At 33.8% G+C, this 20807-nt stretch carries 20 protein-coding genes and 1 pseudogene; 13 read left to right on the forward strand and 8 right to left on the reverse strand.

The window, feature by feature from the left end:
* Positions 1 to 54 precede the first annotated feature (54 nt).
* Entirely contained in the window at positions 55 to 1005 is a 951-nt protein-coding gene (locus tag PHI38_RS00775) for a chemotaxis protein (RefSeq protein ID WP_299851396.1), read from the forward strand.
* Positions 1006 to 1049: 44 nt separating this feature from the next.
* Here the strand turns inward: PHI38_RS00775 and PHI38_RS00780 are convergent, their stop codons facing one another.
* The 3 genes from PHI38_RS00780 to PHI38_RS00790 are packed head-to-tail and all read right to left on the reverse strand — an operon-like array spanning position 1050 to position 4457.
* A complete protein-coding gene (locus PHI38_RS00780) occupies positions 1050 to 2381 on the reverse strand; it encodes a sodium ion-translocating decarboxylase subunit beta (RefSeq protein ID WP_299851399.1) in 1332 nt (443 codons plus the stop codon).
* A gap of 4 nt (positions 2382 to 2385) precedes the next feature.
* On the reverse strand, positions 2386 to 4203 hold the full coding sequence (locus tag PHI38_RS00785; protein WP_299851402.1) for a biotin/lipoyl-containing protein: 1818 nt from the start codon (positions 4201 to 4203) through the stop codon (positions 2386 to 2388).
* Positions 4204 to 4211: 8 nt separating this feature from the next.
* On the reverse strand, positions 4212 to 4457 hold the full coding sequence (locus PHI38_RS00790; RefSeq protein WP_299851405.1) for an OadG family protein: 246 nt from the start codon (positions 4455 to 4457) through the stop codon (positions 4212 to 4214).
* 151 nt (positions 4458 to 4608) lie between these two features.
* Here PHI38_RS00790 and PHI38_RS00795 point away from each other — a divergent pair, with 151 nt between their 5' ends.
* Both PHI38_RS00795 and PHI38_RS00800 read left to right on the forward strand, forming a co-directional pair.
* Entirely contained in the window at positions 4609 to 4914 is a 306-nt protein-coding gene (locus PHI38_RS00795; protein WP_299851408.1) for a DUF3817 domain-containing protein, read from the forward strand.
* A gap of 51 nt (positions 4915 to 4965) precedes the next feature.
* Positions 4966 to 5274, forward strand: coding sequence for a hypothetical protein (locus tag PHI38_RS00800; protein WP_299851410.1), 309 nt, complete (start codon positions 4966 to 4968; stop codon positions 5272 to 5274).
* Positions 5275 to 5444: 170 nt separating this feature from the next.
* Here the strand turns inward: PHI38_RS00800 and PHI38_RS00805 are convergent, their stop codons facing one another.
* Together PHI38_RS00805 and htpG are read right to left on the reverse strand one after the other, a co-directional pair.
* The gene (locus PHI38_RS00805; protein ID WP_299851413.1) at positions 5445 to 5963 is read right to left on the reverse strand and encodes a hypothetical protein; all 519 of its coding nucleotides are present in this window, start codon (positions 5961 to 5963) and stop codon (positions 5445 to 5447) included.
* Positions 5964 to 6061: 98 nt separating this feature from the next.
* The gene (gene htpG, locus PHI38_RS00810) at positions 6062 to 7954 is read right to left on the reverse strand and encodes a molecular chaperone HtpG (RefSeq protein ID WP_299851416.1); all 1893 of its coding nucleotides are present in this window, start codon (positions 7952 to 7954) and stop codon (positions 6062 to 6064) included.
* A gap of 259 nt (positions 7955 to 8213) precedes the next feature.
* On the opposite strand from htpG, the gene PHI38_RS00815 reads away from it, so the two are divergent.
* Both PHI38_RS00815 and PHI38_RS00820 read left to right on the forward strand, forming a co-directional pair.
* Positions 8214 to 9041 carry a universal stress protein gene (locus PHI38_RS00815; protein WP_299851419.1) on the forward strand — a complete coding sequence of 276 codons (828 nt, stop codon included), beginning with the start codon at positions 8214 to 8216 and terminating at the stop codon, positions 9039 to 9041.
* Positions 9042 to 9054: 13 nt separating this feature from the next.
* Positions 9055 to 9381, forward strand: a complete 327-nt coding sequence (locus PHI38_RS00820) for a hypothetical protein (protein ID WP_299851422.1) — start codon at positions 9055 to 9057, stop codon at positions 9379 to 9381.
* Here PHI38_RS00820 and PHI38_RS00825 read toward each other — a convergent pair.
* Positions 9378 to 10775, reverse strand: coding sequence for an MBL fold metallo-hydrolase (locus tag PHI38_RS00825; RefSeq protein WP_299851425.1), 1398 nt, complete (start codon positions 10773 to 10775; stop codon positions 9378 to 9380). The genes PHI38_RS00820 and PHI38_RS00825 overlap by 4 nt on opposite strands.
* Before the next feature lie 142 nt (positions 10776 to 10917).
* Entirely contained in the window at positions 10918 to 11403 is a 486-nt protein-coding gene (locus PHI38_RS00830) for a hypothetical protein (RefSeq protein WP_299851428.1), read from the reverse strand.
* 235 nt (positions 11404 to 11638) lie between these two features.
* On the opposite strand from PHI38_RS00830, the gene abc-f reads away from it, so the two are divergent.
* Positions 11639 to 13579, forward strand: coding sequence for a ribosomal protection-like ABC-F family protein (abc-f, locus tag PHI38_RS00835; protein ID WP_299851431.1), 1941 nt, complete (start codon positions 11639 to 11641; stop codon positions 13577 to 13579).
* A gap of 15 nt (positions 13580 to 13594) precedes the next feature.
* Here abc-f and PHI38_RS00840 read toward each other — a convergent pair whose 3' ends face one another.
* Positions 13595 to 14944: a class II 3-deoxy-7-phosphoheptulonate synthase gene (locus PHI38_RS00840; protein ID WP_299851434.1), complete on the reverse strand. Its 1350-nt coding sequence runs from the start codon at positions 14942 to 14944 to the stop codon at positions 13595 to 13597.
* 165 nt (positions 14945 to 15109) lie between these two features.
* Here PHI38_RS00840 and PHI38_RS00845 point away from each other — a divergent pair, with 165 nt between their 5' ends.
* From PHI38_RS00845 to PHI38_RS00875, 7 genes and pseudogenes are all read left to right on the forward strand, one after another.
* A complete protein-coding gene (locus PHI38_RS00845) occupies positions 15110 to 16024 on the forward strand; it encodes a GGDEF domain-containing protein (RefSeq protein ID WP_299851437.1) in 915 nt (304 codons plus the stop codon).
* Entirely contained in the window at positions 16024 to 16647 is a 624-nt protein-coding gene (locus tag PHI38_RS00850) for a CvpA family protein (protein ID WP_299851439.1), read from the forward strand. Before PHI38_RS00845 ends, PHI38_RS00850 begins: the two co-directional genes overlap by 1 nt.
* A 1-nt stretch (position 16648) precedes the next feature.
* Positions 16649 to 17137 (forward strand): Fur family transcriptional regulator, encoded by a 489-nt coding sequence (locus PHI38_RS00855; RefSeq protein ID WP_299851442.1) that lies wholly within the window; start codon positions 16649 to 16651, stop codon positions 17135 to 17137.
* Positions 17138 to 17148: 11 nt separating this feature from the next.
* Positions 17149 to 18657 carry a lysine--tRNA ligase gene (lysS, locus tag PHI38_RS00860; RefSeq protein WP_299851445.1) on the forward strand — a complete coding sequence of 503 codons (1509 nt, stop codon included), beginning with the start codon at positions 17149 to 17151 and terminating at the stop codon, positions 18655 to 18657.
* 95 nt (positions 18658 to 18752) lie between these two features.
* Positions 18753 to 20000, forward strand: coding sequence for a serine hydroxymethyltransferase (locus PHI38_RS00865; RefSeq protein ID WP_299851448.1), 1248 nt, complete (start codon positions 18753 to 18755; stop codon positions 19998 to 20000).
* An 11-nt stretch (positions 20001 to 20011) separates the two neighbouring features.
* On the forward strand, positions 20012 to 20554 hold the full coding sequence (locus PHI38_RS00870) for a DUF1882 domain-containing protein (RefSeq protein ID WP_299851451.1): 543 nt from the start codon (positions 20012 to 20014) through the stop codon (positions 20552 to 20554).
* 53 nt (positions 20555 to 20607) lie between these two features.
* Positions 20608 to 20807: pseudogene (locus PHI38_RS00875) on the forward strand (SPOR domain-containing protein); the annotation flags it as partial.

Below are 20807 nucleotides of genomic sequence, written 5' to 3' on the forward strand. Positions count from 1 at the left end.
GCATAATTCATCATATTTTTGGTACTATCTTACAATATAACTCAAGGGAGAGATATGTCTGTTTTAGATAATGTTGATGCAGCTACCAATCTAGCAAAAAACAATGAAGTCCAACTTTTAGTATTTAGAGTTAGTGATAAATTAGACTCTGCATATTATGCAATCAACGTATTTAAAACACGTGAGGTAGTAGAGTCAAAAAATCACTATATAACTCAGCTCCCTTCATCACATTGGCTTTTAGAGGGCACTATAGTTCTTCGTGGCCTTCAAATCCCAATACTAAATCTTCCTCTATGGCTAGGTGTAACGCTAAGTAAAGAAGATATAAAAAAATCAAACATATTAGTCTGTGATTTTAATGGAGTCGTTATTGGGCTTAGAATTATGTCTGCATTTAGAGTTGTAAAAAAGAATTGGAATGAAATGCACGCACCAGATAGTTATAGAATTGGCAGTGATAATGTAGTTATTAATGATACTAGACTTGAAGATGGTAGCTTGTGCCTTGTTTTAGATTATGAAAAACTTTTAGCAGATGTAATTCCACAAGCAATGGTTGATGTAACTGAATCTCCTGTAAACCTATTGAGTCTAACTATTCCTAATAAACTAAAAAATGGAACTGTCTTAATCGCAGAAGACTCTAAAACAGCACAAAAACATCTAAGACAGATTTTTGAAAATGCAAACCTCTCTATGAAGCTTTTTGATAATGGAAAACTTCTAGTAGAGTATGTAAATTCGCTTGGAGAAGAGATAGCAAACATTCCAGCTATCATTACAGATATAGAGATGCCAGAGATGTCTGGTTTTACGGTTGTTAAACTCTTAAAGAGCAATCCATTAACAAAAAATATACCAATAATTGTAAATAGTTCAATGACTGGACAAAATAATAAAAGAGAGGCAGAAGTTTTAGGAGCCAATGGCTTTGTAGATAAAACAAAGAGCCAAAATATAATTCCACTTATTGTAGAAATCATGGTGCAAGAGCAGATATAAAAAAACTTATACTCCTTTAAAGAAGGAGTATATTTATAGTTTAATTATTTAAAGATAGATATAAGAACACCAGCTGCTACAGCTGAACCAATAACACCCGCAACATTTGGGCCCATTGCATGCATCAGAAGCATATTTGTTCTATCATACTCCATACCAACTTTATTTGATACACGAGCAGCCATAGGAACAGCGGAAACACCAGCTGAACCAATTAGCGGATTAACCTTGCTTCCAGGGAAGAGATTCATAATCTTAGCCATAATTACACCCGCTGCTGTTCCAGCAGAAAATGCAACGATTCCAAGAGCCAAAATAGCTAATGTATCTGCAACTAAGAACTGATCAGATGCTAGTTTTGAACCAACAGCAAGCCCTAAAAATATAGTTACTATATTGATAAGAGCATTTTGCATAGTATCTGAGAGTCTATCAACAACACCACTCTCTTTTAAGAAGTTACCAAACATAAATGCACCAATTAGAGGCGTTGAATCTGGAAGAACTAAAATAGCAAGAACAAGTACCATAATAGGAAAAACAAGCTTCTCTAAGCGAGATACGTGTCTCATTGTACTCATTCTAATTCGTCTCTCAGCGTCAGTTGTAAGCGCTTTCATAATTGGAGGCTGTATTATAGGAACCATAGCCATATATGAATAAGATGCAACTGCGATTGCTCCTAAGAGTTCAGGAGCTAACTGTGTGGCTATAAATATAGAAGTTGGACCATCTGCACCACCAATTATAGAGATTGCTGAAGCTTGTTGAAGTGTGAAATCAAAAAATGGTGTGTACTCTGCTAGAGCAACAGCGCCAACAAGTGTTCCAAAGATTCCAAACTGAGCAGCACCGCCGAGGAATGCTGTTTTTGGGTTTGATAGCAGTGGACCAAAGTCAGTCATAGCTCCAACACCCATAAATATCAGAATTGGAAAGAGCTGATTTGCTAATCCCATATGATAAATTATGCCCAAGAAACCATCTGGTCCAGCCATATTTGCTACTGGAATATTTGCCAAAAGTCCACCAAAGCCTATAGGAAGAAGCAGTAATGGCTCAAAACCTTTTACGATAGCTAGGTAGAAGAGAAGAAATGTAATTAAGATCATAATTACTCTACCCCAACCTTTATGAAAGTCACTCATAGCTTCGCCATGTGCATTCATTTCATTTGGATTTGGGTTTACAAGAGCATTAATACCAGTTGACGTTAAAAATCCACCAATCATATCACTAAAAGGTTGTGTTTTATAAGTCTCTTCTTTATGCGTAGAAGCCTTTTGTGGAGCTTCAACTGGAGCTGCATCATCTGCATAAACAGTTGCACTAAGAAGCATTAAAAATGTAAGTAGTTTTATTATCATAAATCTCATACTACTAACCTAATACTGCTACGACTTGACCTTCAACTACTTTATCATTTGTAGCAACATTAATAGATTTAATCACACCGCCTTTTGGTGCTACTATATCTATCTCCATTTTCATAGATTCTAAAATTAAAATCACATCACCTTCGTTTACACTTTGGCCTGGATTAGCAACTATTTTCCAAACACTACCTGGAAGGAGCGCTTTGATATCTAACTGAGTACCTGAAGTTGTTATAGCTTTTGGCTTTATAGGAGCTGACTCAACAACTTCGCCATTAACTTCTGTTACTAAAATATTAACATCGCCCTCAGCGACCTGAACACTAAACTTTTGGCCATCTACTACTACAGTGTAATTTCCACTTCCCATACTCGAACTCCCGTGTGATTTATTTTCTTCTTCTTTTTTCATCGTTGATATTTTACGAACGTTTAACTCGCCTTTTCCTTGTAAAAATGCGATACCTTTGTCATGACAAGCAGCTGCAATAAAAATATTTTCTTCTGTAATTTCAATATTTTCTTCTTTTAGTCTGTTTATCCAAGTAGCCAAAGATTTACTCTCATCAGCATTTGCTAAATCAAGTGCTTTTTCTGTTGTTGGAGGAAGGCCTAGTTTTTCAGATGCAATCCTTACTATTTCAGGATCAGGTGCAACTGGAGTTTTTCCAAAATAACCAAGAACCATTTTTCCATAACCTGGAGCTATTGCATTCCATGGACCTTGCATTACATTGTTAAGTGCTTGTTGAAAATAAAATTGTGATACTGGAGTAACTGATGTTCCATATCCACCTTTTTCTACAACTTCAGTCATAGCAGCAATCACATCTGGAAATTTATCCATAAGACCATTATCACGCATCATTTGAGTATTTGCTGTAAGCGCACCACCTGGCATTGGTGAGAATGGAATTATAGGAGAAACCATAGTAGCTTCTGGTGGCATAAAGTAGTCAGATAAACAGTTTTGAAGCTCTTTTTCATAAGATAAAACTTTACTAATTTCTAATCCACCAAGATCATAGTTCATACCTTTTGTAGCATGAAGCATTGTAAGTATATCTGGCTGACTTGTTCCACCACTAACAGGCGAAGCCGCCATATCTATACCATCAACACCAGCTTCAAGTGCAGCCATATAAGCAGCAACAGAAACACCAGCTGTTTCATGAGTATGAAGTCTTAAGTGTGTTCCCTCAGGGATAAGTTGTCTTGCCATTTGTATAGTTTCAAATACTTTTTGTGGGTTAGATGTTCCAGAAGCATCTTTAAAACAGATACTACTATAAGGGATTCCGCTATCTAAGATTTCGCGAAGTGTTTTTTCATAAAACTCAACAGTGTGTGCACCAAAACATCCTGGAGGAAGATCCATCATAGTTACAACTATTTCATGCTTTAGTCCGTGATGAGTTATTCTCTCACCTGAGTATTTTAGGTTTTCTACATCATTAAGTGCATCAAAGTTTCTAATTGTTGTAGCGCCATGTTTTTTGAACATTTTTGCATGTAGGTCGATTAACTCTTTTGAGCCAGTATCTAACATAACTGTATTTACGCCACGAGCTAATGTTTGAAGATTTGCTTCTGGGCCTACAATTTTACGAAACCTGTCCATCATTTCAAAAGCATCTTCTCTTAAGTAAAAGTAGAGTGATTGAAATCTAGCCCCACCTGCAAATTCAAAGTGGGTTATTCCAGCTGTTTTCGCTGCTTCTACAGCTGGAAAAAAGTCATCCATTAATACGCGACCACCAAAGACAGATTGAAAGCCATCCCTAAATGTCGTATCCATTACATCTATAAATTTCTTAGCCATTGTATTCCTTAACTTTCTCTATGATGTTTAATTGCAGCCGTTATGGCCGCAACTACTTTTTGTTCTTGTTCTTGATTGTTACTTTGAACACTTTTAGATGAAGAGCCTAGATTTGGCTTAACTTCAGGGAAAAATTTATGAACCGTCTTTGACATAACACCCATAAAAAATATCAAAACTGCAAGAAATAAAAATACAGCGCCCATTCCAATGCCCATAAATTTAACGCCTTCAAATACAAGGTTAGTTTCCATGTAATATGCCTTTTTTAACAAGTTTCGCGCCATTGTATAACATCAAAGTTTAAAAAGAGTTTGTGATTACCCTTTATGTTTCAACTAAGAACTAAGTTGTTACTTTTAGATTATATAATCCGCAAATCAATAATAATGAGTAGGATATAAAATGAAAAATGAGAGTGTTGTAAAATTTGGACTAATAAATACTATTGAAGGATATTCATATTTGGCGCTTGTGCTTATTGCAATGCCTATGAAATATCTTCTTGGGATTGCAATGGCTGTAAAAATAGTAGGAATGATTCATGGAATACTTTTTATAATATTTTGTCTTCTTCTGTTTTATGCATGGCAAGAGGCAAAATGGTCATATAAAGAAAGTATAATATTTTTTGTAGCATCACTTATCCCTTTTGGAACATTTTTTACAAAAAATAGAATAAAAACTTATGAATTAAAAAGTTTTATTTAGTTAAAATATTTTTCGATTTTAAAAAATAAAAATATATGATTGGAGCGCGTTATGATTGCTGGAATGCATGAACAAGATTTTATGGCTTACATGATATTTGGATTAATTTTAAACTTTATTTTTTCAATATTTTTTGGGTTATATCTTAGTAAAAACATAGGTATGCAGGAGATGATAAGCTCAAAAGGAGACAAAGAACAACCTCTTTTTGTTAGCCTTTCTCTTTTTATACCTTTTGCAAAAATGATAATAACACTTTATAGAGTTGTTATTTTGCAAATTTTCTTTTTAAATAGAGGCTATACGCATAAAGAGTTTTGGATTTATATGACTTCAAATAGCTTAAATAAGGTAGACTGAGTTTTTATGAATGATCATAAATTAAAAATAGTTCTTACTATATTAGTAGGTGTTATATTTTCTTTTATTTTTATCATACTTGCTTTTGTCTTACCAACTAAAAACGATGAGATAACAATAATAAAAAAACCATCTAATTTGCTTGAAGAAGTTTCAAAATCAATTAGAAATTAAAGAGAGTTTTTTACAGCTATAAGGTTTAATGTCTCATAAGCGCAAAGAGGATTTAGTTTTGTTGCAGAAATTTCTAAGGCTTTAACACATAATCTTAAATAATCTAAATCTTCTGCTACCATTATTGCCTCAAGAAGTATTTCGGCATCTTTGATACGTAAATTTCTTACAACACCTAGATTTTTATGTGCAAGATTTCTAATCTCTGTATAATCTAGAGTTTTTCCATCTAATAAATCTTTTTTTAGTTCATGTATATATTTATAAAATGTAATTTTTGATTTTAATATTTGTATAACATAATCTTCTATAAGCTGAAGAACTATCTCTTTTTCTAGAGATAGTTCTTCAACCGCTTCTTTTGCATCATATTTATAATTTAAAATATTTAAATGCATAAGATTTTTTTCTATAAAAAGACCTCCATCATTCATCATCACATCTATTTTGTGACGTAAATGGGCATTTTCTGGACGCCTTTTATCAGTAATATTTTCAGTAATTGTATAATTCATAAGGGTAAAATATCATACTTTCTTATTTTATAATTTTAAAAGGGTCTAAAAAAACATAGATAGAGAGTGAGTGCTACAAAAGCACTCATAAAAGTAACTTATATTGCTTTAGCAATAACTCTGTTTAATCTTAAGATAAATCCAGCAGTATCCTCTAGTTGAAGCCCATCAAAAAGCTTTGCTTGGTCTAAGAGTAAGTGTGCTGCATCATTTATCAAGTTTATATCAGCAGAGTTTTTTAATTTTATAATTAACTCATGTTTTGGATTTATTTGGAGTATAGGAGATGGTGTTGGTGTATCGCCACCTTGCCCCATTTGCTTCATTATCTGCGCCATCATAAATGCTGGATCTTCTTTATCCTCTTTAAGTTTTACAGGCGAGTCAACTAAATCAAATGTAACTTCAACACTCTTTACGCTATCTCCTAAAGACTCTTTTAGCTCTTTTATAACTCCTTCAAACTCTTTTGAAGTATCTTCGTGAGCTTTTTTATCATCATCACTCTCTTGAAATTTTGCATCATTAACATGAACTAATTTATACTCTTTATACTCTGTAACCATTGGAAAGATTATTGTATCTATCTCTTCATTTAAGACTAAAACATCAATACCACGAGACTTAAATCTCTCTAAGGCAGGAGAGTTTTTAAGCATTGTTAATGAAGTTTTTCCAGTTATATAGTAGATCTCTTTTGTTGTTTCATCCACATTTTTTATAAACTCTTCAAGCATTACTTTTTCATCTGAGTTAATTGTGTTGAACTGTAGAAGCTCTAATATCTTCTCACGATTGCCATAGTCATTATATAATCCCTCTTTTAAAACATTTCCAAATTGTGTAAAGAACTCATCATACTTTTTAGCATCGTTCTTTGCCATCTTAGCTAGTTCAGAGAGAACCTTTTTCACAGAAGCATTTTTGATTTTTGCCATAACTGCATTTGACTGTAAAATCTCACGAGAGACGTTTAGAGGTAAATCTTTTGAGTCAATTACACCACGTAAAAATCTAAGATACGTTGGCATAAGCTCTTTTTCATCATCAGTAATAAATACACGGTTTATATAAAGTTTGATACCTGTTTGATAATCCATTCTATATAAGTCCATAGGTGCTTTACTTGGAATATAAAAGAGTGTTGTGTACTCTATAGCGCCTTCTGCTTTGTTGTGCATCCAAGCAAGAGGCTCTTCTGAAGAGTGTGCAATTGAGCTGTAAAAATCTTTATACTCTTCATCGCTTATCTCACTTTTTGGTATTGTCCAAAGAGCGTTCGCACGGTTTATCTGAACATTTTCTATCTCAGTTTTTGAAGGTTCTATCTCTTTGCCTTCTTCATCTTTTTTTGCTGCAATATAGTTTTCTTTATCCATAAAAATCGCAAATGGAATATGGTTTGAGTATTTTTTAATAATACTCTCAATTCTATAACTATCTAAAAACTCGCTCTCATCATCATTTAAATACATAACTATAGTTGTACCATGAGAATCTCTAGTAGTTTTTTCTATCTCAAACTCACCATCACCCTTGCTCGTCCAAAGATATGCTTGCTCCTCGGCAGCTTTTTTAGTTGTAACTTCTACTTTGTGTGCGACCATAAAAGAAGCATAAAAACCTACTCCAAATTGGCCAATAAGATGAGAATCTTTCTTTTGATCCCCACTTAAGTTCTCTAAAAATGCTTTTGTACCTGACTTTGCAATCGTTCCTAGATTGTTCATCAAATCCTCTTCATTCATACCGATACCACTATCTTTAATAGTTAAGGTTTTTGCTTCTTTATCTGCGATAATATCAATGCGAGGAGAAAAGTTTACACCTTTGTACTCATCATTTGTTAAAACAAGCATATTTAACTTATCAAGTGCATCTGAAGCATTTGAAACTAACTCGCGAATAAATATCTCTTTGTTTGAATATAATGAATGAATCATAAGGTTTAGTATTTGATTTGCTTCGGTTTGAAATTGATGTTTTGCCATCTTTTAAATCCTTCTAGTAAATAATTTAAGGAATAATAGCAAAAAAAGCTAATAAATGCAAATCAAATCAAGAAACTTTAGTCTAAGTGGCTAAAGAACATTTACTTTATAGCAAACAACTTATGACTTTATGTTTAAAGATTCTATTTTAACACTCAAATAGAGCACATATAAGTTCAAAGATAATTTAAATGAGTTATAATCACACAATATAGCCTTTATGCTTTTGTATTAAAGATAATTTAAATTAGGAGTTTTTATGAAAAAATTTACGGTACTTGTGGCAATTGACTTCTCAAAAAGTAGTTATGTTGTGTTAGAAAAAGCACTTGGTTTTACAAATCTTATGAAGGCTGACTTGCATGTTGTACATGTTATAGAAGGTTCATTTTTCTCAAAAAAAGTAGATTTAGAGAGTGCAAAAGAGAGTGGATTTTTAAAACTTAGCGAAAAATTTAGTTCAATAAAAAAAGATAATTATCACTGCGTAAGTGGCAAAGTAAAAGTTGAAGTAGCAAATACAGCAAATATTTTATGCGCTGATATGATAATCATGGGTAACAGCGGTGAGACAAACTTCTTAGATTCTTTTATTATGGGTTCACACACAAAAGAGATTATAAAGTATGCACAAACTCCTATTTTGGTTATGAAAAAAGAGCATGATATAAAATATAATAATATTTTAATCCTTACAGATATGTCTAAAGAGTCTGCACACGCTATTAAATATACGGCAGAGCTTTTTGCTAACTCTTCTATAACATTGGTAAATCTTTTTTATATGCCTCTTGGTAGTACTATGAGTCTTTATGGAATGGATCCAAAGAGCCTAGCAGTTTATCAACAAGAGATACAAGACGAATCACAAAAAGAGTTAGAACTATTTTTAAAATCTCTATCTTTAGCAAAAGAGATGAATGTAACTGCACGTTCTATTAAAAGTTCTCTAAGCGCTAAAACGTTTAATCAAGAAGTAGAAGAGATTAAACATGATCTACTTGTAATCCACGCAACACAAAACGTTAGCTTCTTTGCTTTTGATATTTTAGAGCAATCTTTAGCTGATGTAATGGTAGTAAAATAATCTGGTATCAGATTTGTATCAAGAGCCTATCGATAATAATCAAATCATAGAGCAGATAGAGCCTACTCCTAGGCTTTATCTCAAGAAATGCAGAGTTATTGCACTAATTTTAAAACTGTTTTTACAATACGCTACAGTTTTATTATCTGTTGTTGTATGGTATTTTTATGATTTTTTCATAGCTCTTCTCGCACTAGTTCTAACATTTATAATCATGGGCATAATCCGCTCAAAACTCAGAAACAGCTCTATTCCTTTTACACAAAGAGAGCATCATTATGATGATGCGGCCATAGCTACTTGGTACACAGCCAAGACGCTATGCGATAGAGAGCTCTAAAGCTTTATACTTATCCCATGTTCTACTATTTTTGACTCATATCCCAACTCTTTTTTAATTGCATCTGAGAAAATTTCCATTTTATCTGTTTCTCCATGAATCAAAAATAGATTTTTCAACCCTTCTATTGGACGCATCCAGTCAATTAGTTCTTTTTGATCGGCGTGAGCTGAGAAACCGTTAATAGTATAAACATTTGCTTTTACAAATATATCTTCTCCATAGATTTTTATATGTTTATCCCCATCGACTATTCTTCGCCCTAGAGTTCCTCTAACTTGATATCCAACAAATATAATTGCATTTCTTGCGCTCCACAGTCTATGTTTTAGATGATGCATAATACGTCCTCCAGTACACATTCCGCTTCCTGCAATGATGATGGCGCGCTCTTTTACTTTGTTTATTGCAATTGATTGATTACTTGATGTACTTGTTTTAAGCCATGAAAAAGAGAACGGATCCCCTCCACTCCCAGGTGTGTATCTAAGTTCATCACTCAGATATACTGGATAACGGTTGTAAAGTTTTGTTGCTTTGATTGCTAGTGGGCTATCTAAATAGATAGAGCATTTTGGTAACTCACCATTATCATGCATCAAATGAAGCAGCCAAAGTATCTCTTGTGTTCTCTCTAGTGCAAATGATGGAATTATGACATTTCCATTTTGTTTAAGCGTAGAGCGAATAGCATTTTTAAACTCATCTATACTCTCATCCAATGGTTTATGTCTGCGGTCTCCATATGTTGACTCTATAAAAAGATGATCAACTTCGCCAACATTGTCTGGGTTATCAATAATGAGTCTCTCAGGTGAGCCTAAATCGCCAGAAAAAACAATACGCTTTGTTTTGTTATCCTCTTGATAATCAAGCATAACAAAGGCGCTCCCTAAGATATGCCCAGCATTACCTAAAGATACTTTTATACGGTTTTTTAGTTTATGTTCCTCAAAATACTCTAAAGTTGTCCACTTTTTTTCAAAAACGCTCTTTACATCATCTTTGGTATATAAAGGCTCTAAAATAGTCTCTTCTTCGCCACGTCTTCTAGCTTTTCTTCTTAGAGTTCTATACTCTTCTTGAAGTATGTTTGCACTATCTAGGAGCATAATTCTTGCAATATCTTTTGTCGCTTTTGTTGCAATGATTTTGCCACTAAAACCATCTTTTATAAGTTTTGGAACTCTTCCTATATGATCTAGATGTGCGTGCGTTAAAATGAGATAGTTAATTTTTGAGATATCAAACTCAAAATCTTCATAATTTTTACTGCTATCTCCATTACCTTGAAACATTCCGCAATCAATTAATATACTACTAGAGCCTATCTTTACAAGGTGGCACGAACCAGTAACATTACGAGCGGCTCCATAAGATGTAACACTTACCATTTAACTCTCCTTTTGCCAAAGCAAATACTTTTTCTATTATATTTAAACTTAGTGTAATAATTGTGAAAAGTGAAAAAGAAGAATGAGGGGAAAAAGTCTTTTGCTCCATCTACTGAGAAATAGAGCAAAGAAGATATTTATACTAAATAAAGAGGCTTAAATAGACTAAATAGTTATCAGTTTTACCTAAAACTGTATCCGTATCTATCATCTTATAGCCAACACCAGCACCAAAGTTTTTATAAAGCTTTACCTCTAAGTTAGTGCCGTATTGATATCCCCAATAATTTTCTTTATAAAATCTTGTAACACCATAACCAACATCAGCTTTTAAAATCACTGGCAAATCTATCAGAGATTTAAGTGAATAAGCGACTTTAAGTTGTCCACCAAGAGTGTAGTTTCCATAAGTGTCTGTACTTCCACCTCCACCATCAAGGCCTACTATGTCAAATCCTACTCCAAAAGAAAAATCATTTGAAGGTATTATGAAATCAGCCCCAAAATATAGATTTGTTGATTGATGCTGTGAACTAACAGCACCCATTTTGATATTACTTAGACTGTTTTCATTTGCTAAAATAACAAATGGTAGTAGTAATAATAATGCAAGTATATATCTCTTCATGACACCTCTTTTTTAGGCAATTGTACAAAATAAAATCTTTATTATACTTTTTTGCATTTTGCACTACAAAAGTTTCATCTTAAATGCTCTTAAACTTATATACACTCATAAAATATGTATTTAAAACGACAAGCTCTTTATAACCATTTTAACGATAAACTCACGAAAATGAAATAAAAATATTTCAACATATATCCTCAATAAAACCCTAATATGGGCGGAGCTAAAAACATAGATGGCACTAATAGACCTACTGAACGTATCAAAACATTATGAAGCACAAAAGATTTTAATAGATATAAATTTTCATGTTGATGAGGGCGAGAGAATCGTCATCATTGGTAAAAATGGAAGTGGAAAATCTACTCTTATGAAGATTGTAAATGGAACTCTAGAACAAGATAGTGGTGAGCGTATCTCCAGACAAAATTTAGATGTAAAAATGCTTGATCAAAGACCAGAGTTTAAAGAAGGTGCTACTGTTAGAGAAGCTGTTGAAGCCGGCCTTGATGAGCTTAACCGTGCTAAAGAGAGATATGAGAAACTCTCACTTCTCTTAGCGGAGAACTTTGAGAACAAAGCGTTTATTGATGAGCATGAGATGCTCTCTAGGTATATTGAGCATCATAATGCTTGGAATTTAGATGATAAGATAGACCGTATAATAGAGCATTTTGATCTTAAACAATACGAAGAAAAACCAGTTGCAATGCTTAGCGGAGGAGAGCAAAGAAGAGTTGCTCTTGCTTCACTGCTTCTGCAAAAACCAGATGTTTTACTGCTTGATGAGCCTACAAACCACCTCGATGTTTACATGGTAGAATTTTTAGAAGAGCTACTCTTACGAGAAAAATTTACTCTTGTTTTTATATCTCACGATAGATATTTCATAGATAGAATTGCAACTAAGAGTGTTGAAGTCGAAGATTGCTCTATTAGAGAGTATAGTGGTGGATACAGCAACTACTTAAGCCAAAAAGAGGAGTACATGAAGAGTCTTGAGAAGCAACATGAGACTCTTCTAACCATACTTAGAAAAGAAAATGAGTGGTTTGCACGTGGTGTTAGAGCAAGGTTAAAGAGAAATGAAGGGCGAAAAGAGAGACTTATGGGTCTTAGAGAAGATGCAAAAATAAACCCCTCTAAAATCAAAAAAATGACACTTGAGCTTGAGCGTGAAGCAAAACATTTTAACCGAGATAAAAGCGTAAATAAGCAAAAAATGCTTTTTGAAGTGGAAAATTTGGGTTTAACCATAGGCGATAAAGAGCTCTTTAAAAACTTTACAACTAGAATACTTCAAAAAGATACTATTGCCATAGTTGGACCAAACGGAAGTGGTAAATCGACCCTATTAAAAGCTCTTCTTGGGCGCATTGAGCCAACAGAGGGGAAAATTAAAAGAGGCGAATTTAAGATAGGCTATTTTGATCAACACCGAGAGATGCTTGATGATGATAAAAATCTTATAGAGACTTTTTGCCCACATGGTGGAGATAGAGTTAGTGTGCGTGGACGTGATATGCATGTTTATGGATACTTGAAAAACTTTCTATTTCCTAGAGAATTTTTAGATAAAAAGATAGGGATACTTAGTGGTGGAGAGAAAAATCGTATCGCCCTAGCCCTGCTCTTTACAAAAAACGTAGATATTCTCATTCTCGATGAGCCTACAAATGATTTGGATATTCCAACTATAAATATTTTAGAAGAGCAGTTGATAAACTTTAGCGGAGCCGTCATCATAGTTAGTCATGATAGATACTTTGTAGATAAGATAGCTAAGAAACTCTTTATTTTTAAAGAGGACAAACATATAGAAGAGAGCTATCAGACTTATACAGAGTATCTCGAACTAGAACATGAGCTAAAAGAGCTTAGTGAGTTAGCAAAAGAGAGCCAAAGGACAGAGTCAAAACCTAGAGAAGAAAAACCAAAAGAGCTAAAACTGACATTTAAAGAGAAGATTGCGTTAGAGAAATTACCACTTGAAATAGATGAACTTGAAGCAAAAATTGAAGAGAAAAACAGTTGTTTGGCTAATCCTACATGTTATGAAAAAATTGGAATAACACAACTCGCCCTCGAGTTAGAAGAGTTAAAAAATCTATATGAAGCTAAAGTTGAAGAATTGCTTGGTATTCAGGAGAAAGAGGAAGAGATAAATAATAGCTAGTGCAAAATGCACTAGCTACTTTTGAGCTTCTCTTAGAGTATCTGCTATTAAAAATGCTAACTCTAACGCTTGATCAGCATTTAATCTTGGATCACAGTGAGTATGGTAACGAGAGCTTAAATCCTCTTCAGTTACTACAAATGAGCCACCGATACACTCTGTTACATTTTTACCTGTCATCTCTAAATGAACACCACCAGCAAATGTTCCCTCAGATTTGTGAACTTGGAAAAACTGCTTCATCTCAGTTAAGATAGAGTCAACTGGGCGTGTTTTAAAGTTGTTTGATGATTTAATTGTGTTTCCGTGCATCGGATCACAGCTCCAAAGAACTTTTTTACCTTCGCGCTCTATAGCGCGGATAAGCTTTGGCATGCCATCAGCTACTTTACCAGCGCCCATTCTAACTATGACATTTAAACGGCCTGCTTCATTTTGAGGGTTTAAAATATCACAAAGTTTTAGTAAATCTTCTGGATCCATAGATGGTCCAGCCTTTACTCCGATTGGGTTTTTTATACCTCTCATATATTCAACATGTGCGCCATCTATTTGACGTGTTCTATCGCCTATCCATAGCATGTGAGCAGATGTATCATACCACTCGCCTGTTAATGAGTCTTGTCTTGTAAATGCCTCTTCATATGGGAGAAGAAGTGCTTCATGTGATGTATAAAAGTCTGTCTCTCTTAGGGCTCTATGCGTTTTTGATGTGATACCGCATGCTTCCATAAACTTTAAAGATTTTCCAATCTCTTCTGATAAATCCTCATATTTTTTACTTATCTCACTCTGATGAGTGAAATCAAGATTCCATTTATGTACTTCATGTAAATCAGCCAATCCGCCAGAGGCAAAAGCGCGAAGAAGATTCATAGTTGATGCTGATTGGTTATACGCTTTTATCATTCTTTGTGGATCTGGTATTCGCATCTCTGGAGTAAAATCAACACCATTGATAATATCACCACGATATGCATCAAGTGTTATGCCATCTATCGTTTCAGTGTCGCTTGAGCGAGGTTTTGCAAATTGACCACCAAGACGACCAACTTTTACAACAGGAAGCCCTCCAGCATAAGTCATAACAACTGCCATTTGAAGGATTGCTTTGAATGTATCACGAATATTATGTGCATGAAATTCGCTAAAACTCTCTGCACAATCTCCGCCTTGAAGTAAAAAAGCCTTCCCCTCAGAAGCATTCGCAAGCTGAGTTTTAAGAGTACGCGCTTCACCTGCAAAAACAAGTGGAGGATAATTTTTTAGCTCATCTAATACTTTTTTTAATTCATCTTGATTTGGATATGTAGGTTGTTGCACAATAGGCTTATTTCTCCAACTTGATGCGCTCCAATTACTCATAGTAATACCTTTTTAATAGTCTTATAATTTATTTTTGAGATTTTACATTATACTACCTAAAATAGCACTGATTAGTGAAGTTTAAAAATTAAAAGCCCCTTAAAAAGCTATTTTTTATTCTTGAGGATGTATAATGCAACATATTTTTCAGTGGACTACCCTATTATGCAAAAAAGCGATTTAAAAGTACTTGTTGAGCAGATTTATGAAAATCTTCTAGAACGTATTGAGAGTGAAGAAAATACATCTAAACAACAAGTTATAGGCTATTTAAAAGATGCCATAGATATTGTCGCAAATATTAATGATAAAGATTTAGACACGATAGAACATACAAAAGAGAGTTTTAAAAACTCTTATAAAGAGATAGTAAAAGAGAGTTTAGACTCATATCAAAATACAAATGAAAAGTTTGGAGAGTTAACGCAACTCAACAAAGAAACTATACTAAAGTGCAATGAAAATCATATTGATTTGAATGTATTATCAGAAAAGTTTAATGAGATTCATACTCACATGAGTGAAGAAGTAAAAAAGGCAAATAAAGTTATTTCAAATCTGCACCAAAAAGTAAAGATTTTAGAAGAAACCTCAAATCTTGACCCACTAACTAAAGTATTTAACAGAAGAGCCCTTGGCTCTTACCTTAGCGAAGTGTGTGAAAATACGAATAGACCCTATATGCTCCACATAATGATGCTAGACATAGACAACTTTAAGAGTATAAATGACAAATATGGACATGTAGCTGGAGATAAAATTCTTATCTTTATCTCAAACATACTAAGAAAAACACTCAGAGATGGTGATAAAATCTTTAGATATGGTGGAGAAGAGTTTACTATTATCATAAACAGAAACAGTGATGAGCAGTGTGAGCTTATAGCAAACAGGCTTTTAACTCTCATAAGTTCAAATAACCTCATATATATGGGGGAGAGAATCTCTGTAACGGCTAGTATTGGAGTAACTAAACTAAAAGAGAGTGATACTCCAGACTCAATTCTCGCAAGAGCCGATAAAGCACTTTACAATTCAAAAAAAAGTGGAAAAAATATGTTTTCTAAGGATTTTAATTAATGGAGTTTAGCTATTTTGACATTATTGTCATAATTTTAGTTCTTTTTCTAGGACTCAAAGGAATTTTAAACGGTTTCTTTAAAGAGATATTTGGTCTGATTGGTATTATTGGCGGTATTTTTATAGCTTCTAGAGTTGGTGATAGTGTAGGAAAAATCATAAATGATTCTGTACTTAAGTTTCAAAATGATGCTGCTATAAGCTTTACAGGTTTTTTAGTTACGCTTGCTCTGTTTTGGCTATTTATGATAGCTATTGGACTTATTTTTAAGAAGCTTAGTTCCGTTAGTGGTCTTGGGATTTTTGATAAAATTTTAGGCTTTATATTTAGTGCGAGTAAATTTTTTCTCATTGCATCTGTTATTTTATACGCTACATACAATATCAAAGCGATGCGTGCAAACCTTGACTCAATGATGCAAAATAGTGTTCTTTTTCCTATTCTTGTTAACACTGGCGGTTTTATTATGAAACTTGATCCAATTGAAATCTCTGATGAGTTAAATACTACTATAGAAAAAAGCTCTCAACTAATAGAAGACAATGCTTTAAAAATAGTCGAAGATACGAAGAGAAAATTAGATATCAGTGCTGATGAAAATTTATCAAATGAGAAGGAATAATATGTCTGAAATAACTACTGATTTTAATGATAAAACAGTCGCATACAAGCAACTTTTAGAAGATTTTAAACAACTTCTCAAAAAAAATAGTTTAAAGTTTACAATACAAAGAGAAGTTATTTTAGAGACTCTCTATAACTCGGATGAACATTTAACCCCTGAAGCTCTGCACAACCTTATTCAAAGTAAATTTCCAGATCTAAACACTGGAATAGCAACTGTTTATAGAACTCTCTCTCTTTTAGAGGAGTCTGAGATGGTGACTTCTTTATCGTTTGGCGCACAAGGCAAAAAATATGAACTCGGTGCAAAAAATCATCATGACCATTTCATATGTACTGTTTGTGGAGACATCACGGAGTTCGTAGATCACCAGATAGAAGAACGTCAACACAAAATTGCAGATGAGTTAGGTTTTGAGATGAGTGACCACTCCATGCAGATTTATGGCATTTGTAAAAACTGTCAAAAAAATAGAGAAAAAAAGTAAAGGAAAAATTATTGATTTTTGATAATAAATTTATTCAACAGAGAATTGAAAAAGTAGAAATTTTAAGAAGCGTTGGAATCAACCCTTATGCAAACCAATCAAAAAGAAACGCAACGATTGAAAAGTTTTTAAATGTAAACTCAGATGTAATTAATAAAGAGAACAAAAGAGATGAAAAAAGACGTTATACATTAAGCGGACGTATAAAACTCTTTAGAATTATGGGAAAAGCTAGTTTTATCCAGATTGAAGATGAGAGCAACGTACTTCAAGTATATGTTGCAAGAGACAATATAGGCGAAGAGTTCTATAATGAAACATTTAAAAAAAATATAGAAACAGGCGACATTGTAGAGGTCAGTGGATATCCGTTTATTACTGGACAAGGGGAGCTCTCTTTACACGCTGATAACCTTACTCTTTTAACAAAAGCCATATCCCCTCTTCCTGAGAAGTTTCACGGAATTACAGATAAAGAGACAAGATACAGAAAAAGATATCTTGACCTTATCATGAACGCTCATATTCGTAAAACATTTAAAATAAGATCTAAAGTGATCTCTCTAACTCGCCGTTTTTTTGAAGACAAAGGCTTTTTAGAGGTTGAGACTCCTATGCTACATCCAATTGCTGGTGGCGCAAATGCTAAACCTTTTGTAACTCATCATAATGCTTTGGGAGTAGATAAATACCTAAGAATCGCTCCTGAGCTATATCTAAAGAGACTTATTGTAGGCGGCTTTGAAGCTGTTTTTGAGATAAATCGTAACTTTAGAAATGAGGGAATGGATGCTACACACAATCCTGAGTTTACTTCTATAGAGTTTTACTGGGCATATAAAACATACAAAGATCTTATAGAGATTACTAAAGAGTACTTTAGATATCTTTTTGATCATCTAGACCTTCCAACTTCAATTCCTTATGGAGATATGGAAGTTGATTTTAATAAATTTAGTGAAGTACCTCTTATAGAGTCTTTATATACAATAGGTGATGTTCCAGAGGAGATTGTAAATGATAAAGATAAGATTCTTGCATTTTTAAAAGAGAAAAACATACAAGTAAAAAATAACCTAAGCTTGGGCCAACTTCAAGGAGAGCTATTTGATGAGTTTGTTGAAGATAAACTAATCAACCCTACCTTTATCACCGAGTACCCCGTTGATATCTCTCCTCTTGCTAGAAGAAATGATATAAATCCAGAAGTAACTGAGAGATTTGAACTTTTTATAGCTGGCCGAGAGATTGCAAATGCATTTAGTGAGTTAAACGATCCTGTTGATCAATACAACAGATTTAAAACTCAAGTTGAGTCAAAAGAGAGCGGTGATGATGAAGCACATGCTATGGATTTGGATTTTGTGGAGGCTCTAAGCTATGGAATGGCACCAACTGCTGGACAAGGTATAGGAATAGATAGACTTGTAATGCTCCTTACAAACGAGCACTCAATAAGAGATGTTCTGCTCTTCCCAGCTATGAAACCTATACATATAGAAGACTTAAGTGCCAACTGAGCGTAAAAGTAAGAAGAAAACAAGTAATAAAAAGAATTAGTATGTCTACGAGCATGCTTTTTTTGCGTTTTAAACTAAATAAAGAGGAATAAAAAATGAGTTTTTTAAAAGAGTTTGACAAAGATATATTTGATCTATGCGAAAAAGAGTTAGAGAGACAAACTGATCACTTAGAGATGATTGCAAGTGAAAACTTTACACTTCCAGCTGTTATGGAAGCAATGGGAAGCGTATTTACAAATAAGTACGCAGAAGGGTATCCAGCAAAACGCTATTATGGCGGATGCGAGTATGCTGATGGTGTTGAGCAGTTAGCAATTGATAGAGCTTGTAAACTATTTGGTTGCAGCTATGCAAATGTTCAACCACACTCAGGAAGCCAAGCAAATGCAGCAGTTTATGCGGCACTTTTAAAAGCTGGTGATAAACTCTTAGGTATGGATTTAAGCCATGGTGGGCACTTAACACATGGAAGCAAGCCAAGTTTTTCTGGTCAAAACTACTCAAGCTTTACTTATGGTGTTGAGATGGACGGAAGAATGAACTATGAGAAGATTATGGATATTGCAAAAGCAGTTCAACCAAAAATCATAGTTTGTGGAGCAAGTGCTTATGCAAGAGAGATAGACTTTAAAAAGTTTCGCGAAATAGCTGACGCTGTTGGAGCTATTTTATTTGCAGATATTGCCCATGTTGCTGGTTTAGTTGTAGCGAACGAGCATATGAGCCCATTTCCTCATGCACATGTTGTAACAACAACAACGCACAAAACTCTTGCAGGCCCAAGAGGCGGTATGATTATGACTAATGATGAAGAGATTGCAAAGAAGATAAACTCTGCTATCTTCCCAGGTATACAAGGTGGACCACTTGTTCATGTTATTGCTGCAAAAGCTGTTGGGTTTAAGTATAACTTATCTCCTGCATGGAAAGATTATGCAAAACAGGTAAAAATCAATGCTAGAGTATTGGGCGAAGTACTTGTAAAAAGAGGTTATGACTTAGTAAGTGGTGGAACAGACAACCATCTAGTTCTGCTATCATTTTTAAATCGTGACTTCTCTGGTAAAGATGCAGATATTGCTCTTGGAAATGCAGGTATAACTGTAAATAAAAACACTGTTCCTGGAGAAACAAGAAGCCCTTTTGTTACAAGTGGAATTAGAATCGGAAGTCCAGCACTAACAAGCAGAGGAATGAAAGAAAAAGAGTTTGAGTTCATTGCTAACAAAATTGCTGATGTTTTAGATGATATCAATAACACTGTGCTTCAATCCTCTGTTAAAAAAGAGCTAAAAGAACTAGCACAAAAATTTGTAATCTATAACCAATCGACATATTAGGAAATAACAAAATGACGGCGTCTGATTTAAATCTTATAAAAATGTCAACTGATCACTACTGGATCAAAAGAGATACAGTAGTAGATAAGATTATCTTTAAAGGTAGGACTTTTTATAACAAATTTGAAAAAGTGAATGCCACTTTATCACAAGCCATTATTAATCAGCACATAAAAGGCGAAATTACAGTAGCACACTCACTAATCAGCAAAAATGATAAGGTAGAGAATATTGTTATTGATTATAATGGAAGAGATCCTGAACGCTTCTATCATAAAACTCAACTTCTCCTGCGTGAAGAGGGTTTTATAAATTTTACAGCTTATAAAACAAGAACTGAAGGACATCTTCATGTTTATATTCACAAAGGTCATACTACTCTTCAAGAAGCAATTCAACTAGGAAAGATGATAAGTATGAAGTTAGCAGCAAAACAGCCTAAACAGTGGAGAATGTTTCCAAATGCGGATATGCCAGAGGAATATAATATTTTGACACTTCCAATAGATGTTTATTCTAAAGAGCGTGGCGCTTCTTGGTCAAAACACATGTAAATAAACAATTTTTCGGTATTATTATATAAGTAAAGAAGATTAAGGGAGACAGTATGGAAGAAAAAAATGAATTAAATGACATTATCTTAAATAAAAATAGTTCGTCTGCTGGGAATAAAAGAGTTATTTTAGCTGTTGCTACTCTTGGTGTTGTACTTATAATAGTTGTAATGCTTATGGGTTCTCTAACATCTAACAATACAAGTGGTCAGCCACAAGCAATTCTTCCTCCTGAACCACAAAAAGAGATTAA

This window comes from Sulfurimonas sp. (assembly GCF_028694895.1).
GTDB lineage: Bacteria > Campylobacterota > Campylobacteria > Campylobacterales > Sulfurimonadaceae > Sulfurimonas.